Origin of the sequence: Bradyrhizobium liaoningense, from assembly GCF_018130785.1 — a bacterium.
In the GTDB taxonomy this organism is placed as follows: domain Bacteria; phylum Pseudomonadota; class Alphaproteobacteria; order Rhizobiales; family Xanthobacteraceae; genus Bradyrhizobium; species Bradyrhizobium liaoningense_A.
In genome coordinates this window covers 13,764-29,295 of sequence record NZ_JAFCJT010000018.1, presented here as the reverse complement: position 1 = coordinate 29,295, position 15,532 = coordinate 13,764, and the positions used below count along the sequence as shown (strand labels likewise).

Below are 15,532 nucleotides of genomic sequence, written 5' to 3'. Positions count from 1 at the left end.
GAGGATTTTTTAGTGGGCCGCCGCCCCTGCGACGCCGAGGTGGCGCTCCAGGACCGACGGGTCGGCCTTCAGCGCGGCGCTCGGGGCGTCGTGGACGATCGTTCCGCGTTCCAATATCACAACGCGGTCGGCGAGCCCCAGAATCTTTTGGGCATTCTGCTCGACGATGATCGAACAGATGCCGCCCGCCCGCGTGATGGCCCCGATCGCTTTCAGGAGCTCCTCGACGATGATGGGGGCAAGACCCTCGGTCGGCTCGTCCAGCAGCAGGACCTTCGGATTGAGGGTCAGCGCGCGGCCAATCGCCAGCATCTGCTGTTCGCCGCCGGAGAGCTGGTTGCCGAAATTACTCCGCCGCTCCTTCAGCCGCGGGAACATCTCGTAGACCTTCTCCACGGTCCAGGGGCCGGGCTGCGCCACCGCCGTCATGTTCTCTTCCACCGTGAGCGAGCGGAAAATGTTGCGCTCCTGCGGCACCCAGCCGATGCCGGCGCGCGCCCGCTGGTCCGCCCTCAAGTTCGTCACGTCGGTGCCGGCAAGCGCCACTGAGCCGGAGAAGCGGCGGGTGACGCCGACGATGGAGTTGATCAGCGTGGTTTTGCCGGTGCCGTTGCGGCCCAGCAGCGCAAGCACCTGCCCCTCGGCGAGGCGCAGGGACATGTTGGGCAGCACCACCGCCTCGCCATAGCCGGCACGAAGTGCGTCGATCGCGAGCAGGTCAGACATTGACCGCCTCCTCGCCGAGATAGACGGCCTTGACCTGCGGGTCGCGCGCGACCACGTCGGGCGGACCTTCGGTGAGCAGCGCGCCCGAGACCAATACCGAGATGCGGTCGGCGAAGGAAAAGACGAGGTCCATGTCGTGCTCGATCAGGAGCACGGTGACGTCGCGCGGCAGCGCGCCGACCACGGCGAGAATGTCATGGCGTTCGCTCTCGGGCACGCCGGCGGCGGGCTCGTCGAGCAGCAGCATGCGCGGCTTGGCGGCGATCGCGACCGCGATCTCGAGCAGGCGCTGCTTGCCGTAAGGCAGCGTCACGGTCTCTTCGTTCATGACGTCGAGCAGATGGAAGCGGCTCAGGAGATCGGCGATCTCGCCATTGACGTCGCTCCGCGTGCCCATCCGCCGCCACCAGTCGCCGCCATGGCCGAGGCGCTCCGAGACGGCGAGGCCGATGGTCTCGAGCGGGGTCAGGTCGGGGTAGAGCTGGTTGATCTGGAAGGTGCGCGACAGACCGCGCAGCACGCGCTTGTGCACCGGCAAATCCGTAATGTCCTGGCCTTCGAGCAGGATACGGCCCGAGTTCGGCTTCAGCACGCCGGTGAGCTGGTTGATCACCGTGGTCTTGCCGGCGCCGTTCGGGCCAATCAGCGCGTGACGAGCGCCCTGCTCGATCTTCAACGACAGATCGCGGGTGACGCGCAGGCCGCCGAACTGCTTTTCGAGGTTTTGCGTTTCGAGCGCGATGGTCATGCGTCGCTCTCCGGCACGGCGACGACCGCTTTACGGCCTGCGACCTGCTTGATGATCAGGTTCGGCACATAGAGCACCCAACGATGCAGGCGCTGGCGGCCAATCAGCACGATCACGACCAGCACGAGACCGATCCAGAACTGCCAGTATTGCGGGGTGATGGTGGAGAACAATTCCTGGAGCATGCGGAAGATCACGGCCCCGATCAGGCCGCCATAGAGATAACCGGTGCCGCCGATGACGAGCACCAGCATCAAATCGGCCGAGCGCTCGAAGGCGAACACGTCGAGGGAGGCGATCGCCGTGGTCTGGGTGAAAAGCGCACCCGCGATGCCGGCATAGAAGGCCGCGAGCGTGTAGATCGCGATCAGGCGGCGGTTGACCGGAATGCCGATGGCGGCGGCACGCAGCGGATTGTTCTTGATCGCGCGCAGCGACAGGCCGAACGGCGAGTGCACGACGCGGCGGGCGAACAGGAACAACAGGAACAGCACGGCCAGCGAGTAGAAAAAGCCGGTCTTGCCGAACATGTCGAACGGGATCTCGCCGAAGATCGGCTGCATCTCGATGCCTTGCAGCCCGTCGGTGCCTCCCGTGATATTGGAGAAACGTTCGGCGAGTGCCTCCAGCAGCAGCGCGATGCCGAGCGTGACCATCAGCCGGGTCAGATCGACGCCGCGAATGACCAGGAAGCTGGTGGCAAAGCCCAGCACCATCGCCGCAAGGCCTGCGACGATCAGCGCGAGCACCGGTTCGTTGACGATGCCGTGAAGCGCAAGAAGCCCCGCCGCATAGGCGCCGACGCCGAAGAAGGCGGCGTGGCCGAGCGAGACGATGCCGGCATAGCCGAGGATGAGGTCGAGCGACATCGTGAACAGCGCGAGCCGCAGGATGTCGGTCATGATCAGATAGCGCGTGGGAAATGCGAAGCCGCAGGCCAGCACAACGAGCCAGAAGGCCACTTCGCCATAGTGCCAGCGCGCCTGTCGCTGGGCGTGATAACCGACGTCGGAAGAAGCGTTCATCGGCAAACTCAACGCGCGGCCGTGCGGCCGAACAGGCCGTTCGGGCGCCAGATCAAGATCACGATCATCATGGTGTAGATCACGAAGGGTCCCATTTTCGGCACGTAATATTTGCCGGCAACGTCGCCGATGCCGAGCAGGAGCGAGGCCAGGAACGGGCCCGTGATCGAGGAGGAGCCGCCGACGGTGACCACGATCAGGAAGTAGATCATGAACTTCAGCGGGAAATACGGATCGAGGCCGAGGATCTCGGCGCTCAGCGCACCGCCAAGGCCTGCGAGGCCGCATCCAAATGCGAACGTGAAAGCGAACACCTGCGGCACGTTGATGCCGAGGCCGCTCGCAGCGCGCGGGTCATCGACCGCGGCGCGCAGGCGGCTGCCGAAGCGGGTCTTGGCCAGCACCAGCTGGAGACCGACGGTGAGCAGGCCGCAGATCACGATGATCATCAGCCGGTAGCGGCCGATGCCGACGCCGAACACGTCGAACTGGCCCTGCAGCGCGGCCGGCAAGTTGATGAACACCCGCGACGAGCCCTGGATGTAGTCGACGGCCGCGACCGACATGAACGTAAGACCGATGGTGAACAGCACCTGGTCGAGATGGCTGCGCGTATAGAGATGGCGGTAGAGCGTACGCTCCAGCAATATGCCGATCGCCGCTGACGAGACGAAAGCGAGCGGCAACGCGGCGAAGAACGGCCAGCCCATCCGGTTGACCAGCACCATGCAGACATAGCCGCCGGCCATGGCGAAAGCGCCATGGGCGAGATTAACGAAGTTCATCAGGCCGAGCGTGACCGCGAGCCCGCAAGCGAGCACGAACAGCAGCATGCCGTAGGCAACGCCATCGAACAGGTTGGTGAGGATAGAGGTCATCGTCTCAGCTTGGAGTTATCGTCATGGCCGGGGCTAAAGCACGAAATGCGTCTTCGAACATATGTCCCGGCCATCCACGTTCTTGTCTGGGCTTTGCGTGGAAGCCCGGGACAAGCCCGGGCATGACGCAGAGAGTGGCTCGCGAGATCCCGGGTTCGCACTGAGGCGCCCCGGGATGACGCGCTTTCGCGCGTCACTTCTTGGTCTTGCCGAGATCCTTGACGGCTTCGAAGGTCGCGAACTCGACGTTGTAGAGCTCGCCATCGACCTTCTCGACCTTGCGGATGTAGATGTTCTGCACGATGTCGCGGGTCTCGGGGTCGATCGAGATCGGGCCGCGCGGGCTCTCCCACTTCTGGCCCTTCATGGCTTCAACCAGCTTGGTGCCGTCGGTGTCGCCATTGGTCTTCTTCAGGGCTTCGTAGATGAGGTGAATGCCGTCATAGCCGCTCACAGCCATGAAGCCCGGACGGTTGCCGTAGGCCTTCTTGTAGGCCGCGACGAAATCTTTGTTCATCTGCGAGGGGTGGGCCGCGGAATAGAGATGCGCGGTGACCGTGCCGAGAACGGCGTCGCCCATGTTGTTGAGCAGATCGTCGTCGGTGACGTCGCCCGGTCCGATCACCTTGATGCCGGCCTTGTCGAGGCCGCGCTCGGCATATTGCTTCATGAAGTTACCGCCCTGGCCGGCCGGCACGAACACGAAGATCGCGTCGGGTTTGGCGTCCTTCATGCGCTGGAGGAACGGCGCGAAGTCGGGGTTGGCGAGCGGCGTCTTGACTTCCTCGACCACCTCGCCGCCACCGGCGGTGAAATTCTGCTTGAAGAAGTTCAGCGCGTCATTGCCGGGCGCGTAGTCGGAGGTGAGCGTCGCCACCTTCTTGATGCCGTTCTTCACCGCCCAGTCGGCGATGATGGTGGAGGACTGCGCCAGCGTGAAGCTGGTGCGCACGATATAGGGCGAGCGCTCGGTGATGATGGAGGTGCCGGCCGCCATCACGACTTCCGGGATCTTGGCCTGCGTGGCGAGCGGCGCGGCTGCGAGAGCAGCCGGCGTCACGCCGAAGCCCGCGATGAAATTGACCTTGTCGTTGACGATCAGCTCCTGCGCGGCCGTCTTGGTCTTGTCCGGAATCGCCGCGTCGTCCTTGAGGATGATCTCGACCTTCCTGCCGGCGACGGTGTCGCCCTTCTGCTGCATGTAGAGCTTGATCGCGTTCTCGATCTGCTTGCCGGTCGAGGCCTGGCCGCCGGTCATCGGCAGGATCAGGCCAACCTTGACGGTGTCCTCGGCGTTGGCCGGCACGATGGCCGTGAGGCCGGCGATGGCGGCCGCTGCTGCGGTCCAAGAGACCTTGTAAGAAAATGTCTTGCGTTCGAACATCAGATGTCCCTCCCCTTCATTCCTGACCTCTTATGCGCCGGACCGAGTGCCCGGTCCTTGGCTCAACCTTAGCTCACGCGCGCGCGATGTCGCGTCACATGGCGTCTTTCGCGCCCTCATTGTCAATCGGACGTTTGGCGACCATTCGGCGCAAGCCGCGCGTCCCGATTGGCCTACGACGGGGAGCGATGCCGTAGTTACGTCGGGGTAACCCGAGCACCTCGATCTTGGCCGCTCCTATTTGTACGATTGTACAAATAAAATGGACCTGTCAACGAAAAAGCCCCTCCGCCGACCAAGCCAGTTTGTCGCGACCCCGTTGCCGCAGTCTAGAAAAGCGACCGGCCGCGTGGATGGAGGATTTCGTCTTTCTTTTACAGAATTCGGACAACGGTGAGGCCCCGGTTCACTACAGATCGGTAACTAATTACCTACCTCGAATAAGTCTATTTTACCTTGTTGAAGGCTACTCACGCGCCGGCCTGACCTGGCGTCCAACGACCGAATTCGCGTGCTCATACAATGCCAAAGCCTTTCCGCTCCGTCCTCGCCCTCGTCGCACTCGCTGCGGGGCTGTCCAGCTGCGGCACGGTCAACGAAAAACTCACGGCCGGCATGGGCGACTACGTCCCGCAATGGGCCGGCGGACTGCCGGCCGACGCTCCGCCGCGCCCGGGCACGCCGCAATACGACGCCTACATGAAAGAGCGCGAGCGCAAGCGGCTGCTGCCGGCGGCCGATCGCGAGAAGGAAGAGCAGGCGCAGAAGGGCACGACGGGGACTACGTCGGGCAACGCGGTGCGCTGAGGCGATGCGCGCCCTCGCCCCGCAAGCGGGGCGAGGTGAAACAGCTCAATCCATGAACACGACGGTCTTGCGGCCGTTGAGAATGACGCGGTCGTCGAGATGGTAGCGGATCGCCCGGGCCAGCACGCGGCGCTCGATGTCTCGGCCCTTGCGGACGAGGTCCTCCGGCGTGTCGCGATGGCTGATGCGCTCGACGTCCTGGTCGATGATCGGGCCTTCGTCGAGATCGCGCGTGACGTAATGCGCGGTGGCGCCGATCAGCTTGACGCCCCGCTCATGGGCCTGGTGATAGGGTTTTGCGCCCTTGAAGCCCGGCAGGAACGAGTGGTGGATGTTGATGCAACGCCCCGACAGCTTTGCCGAGAGATCGTCGGAAAGGATCTGCATGTAGCGGGCGAGCACCACGAGATCGGTGCCGGTTTTCGCGACGAGATCGAGGATCTGCGCCTCCTGCTCGCGCTTGGTCTCCTTCGTCACGGGCAGGTAGTGGAACGGGATGCTGCCGAAATCGAGCCCGTCATAGACCTCGCGCGGATGGTTGGAGACGATCGCGGCAAGCGTCATCGGCAGTTCGCCGGTACGCCAGCGATAGAGGATGTCGACCAGGCAGTGATCCGACTTCGACACCAGCAGCATCACCTTGCGATGCGCCGCGCGGTCGCGCATCTGCCACTCCATGCCGAAACGCTCGGCGATCGCGGCAAAGCCGGTCTGCAGCGCCGACAGCTCCACGGCGAGGTCGGCGGCGGTGAACACCACGCGCATGAAGAACTTCTTGGTCTCGACGTCGTCGAACTGCTGGGCGTCGAGAATGTTCTGTCCATTGTGGGCCAGGAAGGTCGACACCGCCGAGACGATGCCGGGGCGATCCGGGCAGGACAGAGTGAGGACATATTGATGATCGGGCATGGCTCTTGATGAAGGTTCGTGCAGCGAGTGCGGAACGACCCGCGATTTGCGCCCTGCTCTATCACCGACCCCGCCCTTGCGCCAATCCCGACCGCGGAGTCAGGATGAACGGACCATTGCAATTTATCACCGGAGCACACCCATGGCCGACCGCTTGAACGGCTACCGCATCCTGATCCTGGAGACGCGCGAGGAGGCACAGTTTTCCAAGCTTCTGGCCGAGCAAGGCGCCGAGGTCGTGCAATGCCCGATGTTCACCATTCACGATGCACCGGACCCCGCTCCGGTCGAGGCCTGGATCCGCCGCGCCATCGACAGGCCCCTCGACGACCTTGTGCTGATGACCGGCGAAGGGCTGCGGCGGATCATGAAGCTCGCGCGGACCCGCGGGCTCGACCAGCCCCTTATCGCGGCGCTCGCCAGTGCGCGAAAATTCACCCGCGGCCCGAAGCCCGGCAAGGCGTTGCGCGAGATCTCCCTCGATGCGCAGCAGACCACGGAGAAGCCGACCACCGAGGGCGTGATCGAAATGCTGGGCAGGCTCGACCTGAAGCGACGACGCGTCGGCCTTCAGCTTTATCCGGACAAGGACCACAGCGCACTGACCGGCGCACTTGCCGCGCAAGGCGCCGATGTCGATGCCGTGTTGCCTTATGCCTACGATTCCAAGGCAGCGGATGCCAACATCGTCGCCGCCATCGACGACATGGCCGAGGGGCGGATCGATTCCATCGCGCTGACCAATCTTGGCCAGGTCCGCCGCCTCCTGGAGGCCGCGAAGACACATGGCAGTGAGGCGAAGTTGCGCGCAGGGCTGGAGCGGACGCTGATTGCGTCGGTGGGCCCTGCGGTGTCAGGGGAGCTCGCCGCGCATGGCCTGCGCACGGACATCGCACCGGCGGAAGATCACTATTTCATGCGCCCGCTGATCTCGGCGATGGCCGTGGCGCTGGCGGAGAAGAAGCCCAAAGTACCGGTGACGTGAAATCTCTAGCAGGTCCTGCCGGAGCAAGATCCTAACTACGCACGACACGATAGACGCACGCATTTCCTTCAACACCGCGGAGAGGCGCATCAAATTCAACGATGGCGTAACCTGCAAGGAGGTCGCTGACGCCCGGCGCCGAATAAAGCGCTTCCGAGAGACAGATTTCGCCGGCATCGGCCAACGATTGCACGCGCGCCGCAACATTCACAGTCTGCCCGAAGTAGTCCAGATTTTCGTTGAGGGTCACGGCAATCGACGGGCCACAATGCGCTCCGATCTTCAGGATGATGCTCGGGTCACCATGCTCGCTGTTGTAGCGTTCGATTTCTCCGAGCATATGCAACGCCGCGGAGACCGCGTCTGTCGGGCGGGAGAAGACCGCCATCACGGCGTCCCCGATCGTCTTGACGATGGCTCCGGAATGCGCCTGGACGGTCGCGCCCAGCAAGGCAAAATGCTCGCGGACCAAGGCGTAGGCATTCAGATCGCCAAGACGCTCGTACATCGCGGTAGACCCCTTGAGATCCGTGAACAGCAAGCTCACCTGCCGGATGCCGAGGCCTTCCCGCTCGTCGACGCGTTCCGAGCGGAACAGGCGGCGGAAGGTGTGCCGCGCAAGTAACATGCCGCCGGACATGAACGGTTCGAACTCCAGCGTCGGCTTGGTCGTCTGGGCCAGGACTTCAGGCGGCCAATTGATCAGGAGCAATGAGCCACGCACTGCGCCGGAGTTCTCCACGTCGATCACAACGGGGCCAGGCGGGACTACGGACAGCGAAGGCAAAAAGCGCCGCGCATCATATCCGACTCGCAGGACGGTCGGCGCGGCTGCGGGTTCGCCTGCGACCGGGACCACGAATGCAGCCTGCGTTTGGATGTTGACGCCGGCCAGGGCACCGGGACCGAGGTCGGCGCGAAGAGAGGTGGTCGAGCCCGGCGACAAGAAAGCCAGTCCGCGAACCAATCCATGCAGGAAATCGAGAAATCGGACCTGCTGACCGGGCATGCGCGCCTCGCCCGAGAAACGAAGCTTCCAGTGGAAATCCTCGATCGAGAGGGAATGAGGATCATGAAATGGAATCCGCCGGAGTTGCGGCGAGACCGTAAACGTAACCTCAATGAAATCGTCGAGGTCGGTTTCACCGCCGACGTCGCAGAGGCCGCAAACGTAATGGGTCTTCAGGGTGCGCAGAGCGCCAAAGCTATTGAGCACCATGCCAGACTGGGGACAAACAACGTCCCAACTCATCTCGAACAGCCCACTCCTGGTCGCATGGAGAAACAGGTCGATGCTTTCCGCCTCAGTAATGGCGCGATCACGCGCGAATGCCAGGGGATTGATCCGGTAGAGGGAGAGATCGTCACCGTTCCTGATAAGCGTTTCAAATTTCGAGATGACGCGTGGGCTCCAGGACCGGGCCTGCTCAATCTCGGTCATCTTGCTTTCGAGGAGCCGCTCCTGGATGTTGGTCATCGTGTGCCTGAGTCATTGCAGGGTCATGAGCTGGAATGGCGCGTTTTCAAACTGACGCGTATTTCACGCGGCTACGGATCTCCGCGATGGCGACAACGCCGGCGGAAAGGAACCCGCGGGTTGCAGCGCGTTGAGCGCAGCACTTGCACCGCCAACCAGGCGACGATGCCTAGCCAGTCAGCTGCGAGGCAGCCGACATCAACTCCTGAGGGCTCGGAGCTCCGAACATGCGATGGCCGCCTTCAGGAACCTCGGTAAAGGTCCAGCGCACGATCCCCTCGCGATCGAGCAGGAACTGGCCGAACAACTGGCCCTGGCCGGTTGCCGCCATGCGTTGATCGGCCTCCATCATTTCGTAGCCATCCTTCTTGTTGAGCTGCTCGGCGGCCGCCAAACGATTCATCGGCCCCGACAACTCTCCAGGAATGTCGACTTGCATGTTCATGATCACGTCCATGCCGACCTTGCGCGGCCACTCGGTCTCGTTCTCCGTGAACTCGATATTGGGCAGGCCGAACGCGCGATGCGAGAGCCGCTCGGGGTCGGACGCTGCGAGCAGGTTGGGCAATGGGTGATAGCGGAAATAGAGCCGCGCCCGGTCAATCGGCGTATTGACGACCGTGAGACTTTCGATGCCCTTTCCGCGCAGCGCGCCGTCAAGTTGAGCCTGTGCCGCGATATGGCGCCGACAGAACGGGCAGTGCAGCCCTCGAAACAAGCCGACCAATATCGGACTATGCCCGCGAAAATCCTGGAGCGCGATCGTTCCATCGCGTGTGATGGCGTCCAGCACGATGTTCGGTGCGCGATCGCCCGGTTGAAGCGGTCCATCGACATGAAGTTCCGGCATGGTTGAACTCCTTCATATGACCTAGTCAAGAAATGGCAGTACGATCAGCCCGGCGGGATCAAGCCCGTGGCGGGCGCAGACATCATGGGCCAGCGCGAAATATCGGTCGGCCTCGGGCATGTCGCCTCGATCAAGGCTCAGCGTCGCGAGACCATCATAGCATGGAAAGAGCTGCTGCGGTTCGCCGGTTTCGTTCGCCACCTCGATTGCCTCATTGTAGCAGAGGGTGGCCAGATCGGGGCGGAAATGGCATTGATGGATTTGCCCGAGCACGATCAAGGGCACGGAGAGATGCTCGCGCTGATCGAGCGCACGGTCGATTTCGATCGCCTTTTCGGCAGCCGGCACCCCTTCTTCGGTACATCTATCCGTGAAGGTGCAACAGGCAACGGCAAAATTGGCGAGAAGACGCGCCTGGAAACCGAGATCCCCGATCCGACGCGCGATATCGAGTCCACGCCGGCAGACCTCGACCGCTTTCGCCGGGTCGACAATCGTGTAGAGCACACCGAGATTGGTGTAGCCGCGGCAGGCTACGTTGAGGAGACCGGCTGTTTCGGCGGTCGCAACACTTTGCTCTACCTCGCGCACCGCCTCCTCGTGTCGTCCAAGCCGCGCCAGCGCAACCCCCTTGGTGTTGAGGGCCTCCGCAATGGCACGTGCCGCCTCGAGCCCGGCCTGCTCGTCCGCGTCCACCGGTACGGACCGTGCATAGCCGAGCGCCTCGTCTGCCCATCTTGCAGCGGCAACGTGATCGCCCGTCCGAAACGCGAGACGGCCGCGCTCCTGCAAGAGATGCGCCCACTCGATTGGCGCGTCGGTCCCTCCGAGCAGCTTGGCCGCCTCGGCGTAATGCGTCTCTGCCATGATCCGCTTGCCGGCGTCCCACAGCAATCGGCCAAGCTTGCGAAGAATTCGCGCTTCGCCGATCCGGTCCTGTATGGCGCGGTGGCCCTCCAACGCGCTCTGATAGTGCTCCTCTGCCGTGTTCCGGCGGCCAGCCGCGCCACAGAGGTCCGCAATCCGCTCGTACAGGACCAGACGTTCCGGCTCCCGTTCGCCGCCGGTCAACAGGACGGCAAGGGCCTGTTGGTAGAGACGGATGGCATCGTCGTTGGCATAGCTGGCGCGTGCGCGATCGCCGGCCACGCGCAGATAGCGCGCGCCTTTCGGCTTGCTCGCGCTCAGACTGAAGTGATGTCCGAGCAGTATGAGATCTTCGAGGCGCTCGGGCTCGTTGCCATAGAGCCTCTCGAGCACCCCAGCAATCCGCCCATGAAGCTCGATCCGGCGCTGCAGCAGCAGGTTTTGATAGATCACGTCCTGAAGCATGGTTTGCGTGAAGCGGTAGGTCCGCAGCGAAATCGAGTTCGAGCCCGCGATCTCCGCGATGATCTCCGCGTCGCACAGAAGCTCGAGCCCTGCTTCGACCCTTGCCGGCTCGGTTGCCGCCGCAGCGAGAGGGGCCCCATCAAAACGCGGACCGATCACCGCGGCCTCCTGTGCCAGGCGGCGCACCTGATGCGGCAACCGGTCGAGGCGCGCCAGCAACAACGCCTGAATGCTTGCCGGAATATCGGCGGCGGCTTCATCCGACTTCATCCGCCACTGCGCGCCGTCGCGCTCCAGGGTGCCGGCTTCGATCAGGCCGCGTATGATCTCCTCGAGGAAAAGCGGATTGCCGCCGGCACGATCGAGGATTCGACTGAACAGACGTCCCGGTGGTTCAGCCCAACCGTGACTGAAATAGGCCGCGAGCAGCCTTTGTCCGTCGGCGTCGCCAAGCGGTGGCAACCGGAGGGTTGTGTGACTGATCCTGCTCGAACCGAACTGGTCCAGTTCCAGCATCGGCCGATGCGTAAACAGCAGCATGAGCCGCGTCCGCTCCAGTCGGTCCATCAGGAACCGCAACGCTTCAAGCGACACCGCGTCGGCCCAATGCAGATCCTCGACGATGATCAGCAGCGGCGACATTGCCAGGCGGCGTTCGAAGACGGTGCGAATCGCGAAGAATATCTGCCGGCGGAGCTGTTCGGGCTCGACATGCCTGAGCACGTCGTCGGGGTCGCCGAGGCCAAGGACGTGCAGATAGAGGGGCATCAGGCGCTCGGCCTCGTCGGTCGCGAGGCCAAGCTCCGACAGCGCTTCGGCGACCTTCGCCTCCGCCTCTGCGGCGCCGGCCTTCTGCGCGATGCCATAGGCGCTGCGCAGCACGGCGGCGAGAGTGCCGTAGGATTGTTCGCCGAGCGGCGAGCACGCCGCCTGCCGGATCGCCACGCCAGCGAATCGATCCTGGTCGCGGATGCGGGCGGCGAATTCGCTGACCAGGCGCGTTTTCCCGATGCCGGCTTCACCGACCAGCCGCACCAGTTGAGCCGCGCCGCCGCACGCGCGATCAAGGCTGCCGATGATGCGCGCAAGCTCGGCGTCGCGCCCGATCAACGGCGCATTGAGGCCCAGCGTGTCGAGACCTCGTGCCGCACGTGGCGTGTCGAGCGCCTCCTTCAGGCGGTGAACCAGTACGCTGCCAATCTTGCCCTTGAGCGAGACCTCGCCAAGCGAGTCATAGGAGAACGCATGCCGCGTCAGACGGTGGGTCAACGGCCCGACCAGCACCTCGCCCGGAGCCGCCATCGACTGTAGTCGCTGGGCGGTATTCACCGTGTCGCCGGTCACCGAATAGGATTTGGCAACGCCCACACCAAGCCCGCCCGCGACGACGTGCCCGGTGTTGATGCCGACATGGAGCAGCAGCGGTGAACCTGCATACGCCTTCGCGCGTTCGCTGAGGCGCGCCGTCCGGCCGATCATGTCGAGCGCAGCGCGCACCGCCCGCTCCGGGTCGTCCTCGTGCGCCGCCGGCGCACCAAACAGAGCAAGCAGCGCATCTCCGATGAATTTGTCCACGAAGCCGCCAAAGCTTTGCACCGCGGCCGTCAACTCCTCGAACAATTCGTTTTGAAGCGTCTGCATGACCTCGGGGTCGAGCCGCTCGCTCATCGCGGTGAAGCCGCTGAGGTCGGCAAACAGCACGGTGATGGTGCGGCGGTTCGCCTCGCTGTCGATCTTATCCGACTGAGGTCGAAATGCGGTTTGAGCCTCCTCCGCCGGCACGAGCGGCGGAGAGGAGGACCGGATCGGGAGCGTCGTCGGGCTCGTCGGCGCCGATGCCTGCCCGCCGCCTGCCGGGACCTCAGAGACGAAGGCGCCGCATTTCGGGCAATAGGCGAAATCCGGCGCGCATGGAAAACCGCAGCCCGGGCACGCGTTCGGCTGCTTCGTGCCGCACTTCGGGCAGAAGGCAAAGCCGCTCTGGACCTCGAAACCACAGCAAGAGCAGTTCATGGGCCAAGACCTCGCGGAAGCCGCGACGGCGCGATCTGCTGGACCGCCCGGATGGGTCCAGGGCGCAGACCAGAATGGGCTCTGCGCGCCGGAAGAGCAAGCGGCGGCTAATCTACCTCTCCGTATCGGCTGGGCAACGAAGCGATGCTACCGGCGTACTGGCGCACCGTACGTCGTCGGCAAGCATGGCGGCATGCGGTAGCGCCAATTGACAGGGGCATCGCCGGGGCTACCCTGTCGAACAGAACAATAAAAATAAAGGGCAGGGAATCGCCGTGAAACCCGTCATCGCATCTTGAGCACATCCGCAAGACCATCCGCGCTCGCGCCTTTCCGCATCCGCAACTATCGCTTCCAGTGGCCGTCCGATCTGCTCACCTCGTGGGCGTTCGAAGTGGAGACGCTGGTGCTCGGCTGGTACATCATGGTCGAGACCGGCTCGGTGCTGCTGCTCACCGTGCTAGCATCGCTCCAGTTCGTCGGGACCCTGGTCGCGCCGGTGTTCGGCATGATCGGCGACCGCATGGGTCATCGCGATCTCCTGGTCGTGATGCGTCTTGCCTATACGGTGCTCTCATCGACCATCATGGTTCTGGCGCTGACGGGTCATTTGTCGCCACTGAGCGTGATGATCATCGTCGCGATCATGGGTCTGATCCGCCCCTCGGATCTCGGCGTCCGCGGCGCGCTGCTTGCCGAGATCATGCCGGCCGAGCAACTGGTGGGCGCCATCAGCGTTGCGCGCACGACCCAGGACAGCGCGCGCATCGCCGGAGCATTGACCGGCGCCGGGCTGTTCGCCGTCCTCGGCATTGGGCTCGTCTATGTCGCGATCGCCTGTCTCTACTTCGCGGCCGCGCTTCTCATGCTCTGCCTGACCCGGCCGAAGCGGGTCGTCTCCACGAGCGATCTTCCGGCCAACAGCCACGCGGTCTCGCGATTGCTGGGCGACCTCAAGGAAGGGATCGTCTACGCCTGGAGCGGCCCGGGAATGCGCGCGGCGCTGTGCGTCGCCTTCCTCGCTAATCTCACGGCCTTCCCGTTCACCGGCGGATTATTGCCATACATCGCACGCGAAATCTTTCATACCGACCAGACCGGCCTCGGTTATCTCTCGGCGAGCTTCGCCGTTGGCTCGCTGATCGGCTCCATCACGCTCAGCCTGGTCAGCGGACTGCGCATTGCCCGGCTTCTCATCGGCGCGACGCTGGCCTGGTACGCCATGCTGCTGGTGTTCGTCGAGATCAGGACCATGCCGGTGGCGATGGCCTGCCTCGTTCTCGCCGGCATCGCCCAGAGCATGTCGATGATCTCGGCTGCCGTGATCCTGATGCGGACGGCCAGCGCCCACCTGCGCGGACGCGTCATGGGCGTGCGCATGATGGTGATCTACGGCCTGCCGATCGGATTGCTCGCGGCGGGCAGCCTGATCGACATCATCGGCTACTCCGCGACGGGTTCGCTCTATGCAGCCGCGGGCTTCATCGCGATGCTGGCGATCGCGATCCGCTGGCGCACCGACCTCTGGCCGGTTCACGCACCCGCCAATGCGCGCTAGAGCCCCGTTCTAGATTCTCGTTTTGACGCGTTTTCTTGACGCGAACCGGTATCCACTTCGCTCGAAAACGCTCTAGTCCCCGTAGCCGCGCAGCCGCTCGACATCGAGGATGGTGACGCCGCCATATTCGAGCCTCAGCAGCCCCTCCTTCTCCAGGCGGTTCAGCGCGCGGTTGGCGTTCTGGCGGGACATGCCGGAGAGCGCCCCGATCTCCTCCTGGGTGATCTCCAGATGTGCGGTCGACTCGGGATAGAGGATCGGATTGAACAGCGAGGCGATGCTGCGCGCGAGGCGTGCGGTGGCATCCAGCGTGCGGTTGACCTCGAGCATGCCGATGAACTGGCCGAGCCGCTCGTTGAGCTGCCGCACCAGGAAGCGGTTGAAGCCGACGCTGTTCTCGAACAGCCACATGAAGGCGCTGCGTTCCATCAGCGCGACGCGGCTGTCACGCAGCGCGACCACGTCGTAGCGGCGCGGCTCGTTCTTGAGCACGCTGCCCTCGCCGAACCAGGCCCCGGCCGTCAGCCCCGCAAGACTCGTCTCCTTGCCGTCGCGCGAGACCCCGCCCATGCGTGCCAGGCCGCTCACCATGCCCGCCCAATAGCCGAACGTATCGCCGCGCATGAACACGGTCTCGCCGGTGCGGTAGGACCGTTCCGTGATCCCGGCGCGAGCGACCTCGATCTCTGCTTCCGTGAGCTCGCGCGACCAGGCGGCGACGCGCTTCAGTTGATCCTCTGAAATCATGACCCCGAAGCCAGCCGCACCGTCTCGTCACTCCATCCCTCTGCTGCACTGCAACACGATCGTTTCGACAGCCATCCGACGAAAGACGAAGGC

The 15,532-nt window shown here is 63.9% G+C and carries 13 protein-coding genes; 3 read left to right on the top strand and 10 right to left on the bottom strand.

The genetic code is table 11. From position 1 onward, the window contains the following. Positions 1–9: 9 nt before the first annotated feature. The 5 genes from JQ627_RS28035 to JQ627_RS28015 form a co-directional block, all read right to left on the bottom strand. Complete coding sequence (locus JQ627_RS28035) at positions 10–726, bottom strand: ABC transporter ATP-binding protein (RefSeq protein WP_212487522.1); 717 nt, start codon at positions 724–726, stop codon at positions 10–12. Further along, entirely contained in the window at positions 719–1,474 is a 756-nt protein-coding gene (locus JQ627_RS28030) for an ABC transporter ATP-binding protein (RefSeq protein WP_212487520.1), read from the bottom strand. Before JQ627_RS28030 ends, JQ627_RS28035 begins: the two co-directional genes overlap by 8 nt. Continuing rightward, on the bottom strand, positions 1,471–2,499 hold the full coding sequence (locus JQ627_RS28025; RefSeq protein WP_212487518.1) for a branched-chain amino acid ABC transporter permease: 1,029 nt from the start codon (positions 2,497–2,499) through the stop codon (positions 1,471–1,473). The genes JQ627_RS28030 and JQ627_RS28025 overlap by 4 nt, the downstream gene beginning before the upstream one ends. Positions 2,500–2,507: 8 nt before the next feature. Then, positions 2,508–3,377, bottom strand: a complete 870-nt coding sequence (locus JQ627_RS28020) for a branched-chain amino acid ABC transporter permease (RefSeq protein WP_212487516.1) — start codon at positions 3,375–3,377, stop codon at positions 2,508–2,510. Between the two features lie 193 nt (positions 3,378–3,570). Continuing rightward, positions 3,571–4,761 (bottom strand): ABC transporter substrate-binding protein, encoded by a 1,191-nt coding sequence (locus JQ627_RS28015; RefSeq protein ID WP_212487515.1) that lies wholly within the window; start codon positions 4,759–4,761, stop codon positions 3,571–3,573. Positions 4,762–5,283: 522 nt separating this feature from the next. Here JQ627_RS28015 and JQ627_RS28010 point away from each other — a divergent pair. Next, on the top strand, positions 5,284–5,568 hold the full coding sequence (locus JQ627_RS28010; RefSeq protein ID WP_212487513.1) for a hypothetical protein: 285 nt from the start codon (positions 5,284–5,286) through the stop codon (positions 5,566–5,568). Between the two features lie 45 nt (positions 5,569–5,613). Here the strand turns inward: JQ627_RS28010 and purU are convergent, their stop codons facing one another. Then, positions 5,614–6,477 (bottom strand): formyltetrahydrofolate deformylase, encoded by an 864-nt coding sequence (gene purU, locus JQ627_RS28005; protein ID WP_212487511.1) that lies wholly within the window; start codon positions 6,475–6,477, stop codon positions 5,614–5,616. 142 nt (positions 6,478–6,619) lie between these two features. On the opposite strand from purU, the gene JQ627_RS28000 reads away from it, so the two are divergent. Continuing rightward, positions 6,620–7,462: a uroporphyrinogen-III synthase gene (locus JQ627_RS28000; RefSeq protein WP_212487510.1), complete on the top strand. Its 843-nt coding sequence runs from the start codon at positions 6,620–6,622 to the stop codon at positions 7,460–7,462. A 31-nt stretch (positions 7,463–7,493) separates the two neighbouring features. Here JQ627_RS28000 and JQ627_RS27995 read toward each other — a convergent pair whose 3' ends face one another. From JQ627_RS27995 to JQ627_RS27985, 3 genes are all read right to left on the bottom strand, one after another. Next, positions 7,494–8,939, bottom strand: coding sequence for an adenylate/guanylate cyclase domain-containing protein (locus JQ627_RS27995; RefSeq protein ID WP_212487508.1), 1,446 nt, complete (start codon positions 8,937–8,939; stop codon positions 7,494–7,496). A 169-nt stretch (positions 8,940–9,108) separates the two neighbouring features. Further along, entirely contained in the window at positions 9,109–9,789 is a 681-nt protein-coding gene (locus tag JQ627_RS27990) for a redoxin domain-containing protein (RefSeq protein ID WP_212487506.1), read from the bottom strand. 21 nt (positions 9,790–9,810) lie between these two features. Then, positions 9,811–13,134 carry an adenylate/guanylate cyclase domain-containing protein gene (locus tag JQ627_RS27985; protein ID WP_212487504.1) on the bottom strand — a complete coding sequence of 1,108 codons (3,324 nt, stop codon included), beginning with the start codon at positions 13,132–13,134 and terminating at the stop codon, positions 9,811–9,813. Positions 13,135–13,429: 295 nt separating this feature from the next. On the opposite strand from JQ627_RS27985, the gene JQ627_RS27980 reads away from it, so the two are divergent. Further along, complete coding sequence (locus tag JQ627_RS27980) at positions 13,430–14,692, top strand: MFS transporter (RefSeq protein ID WP_212487502.1); 1,263 nt, start codon at positions 13,430–13,432, stop codon at positions 14,690–14,692. A gap of 72 nt (positions 14,693–14,764) precedes the next feature. Here the strand turns inward: JQ627_RS27980 and JQ627_RS27975 are convergent, their stop codons facing one another. Beyond that, entirely contained in the window at positions 14,765–15,439 is a 675-nt protein-coding gene (locus tag JQ627_RS27975; protein WP_028160237.1) for a Crp/Fnr family transcriptional regulator, read from the bottom strand. Positions 15,440–15,532: the final 93 nt, after the last annotated feature.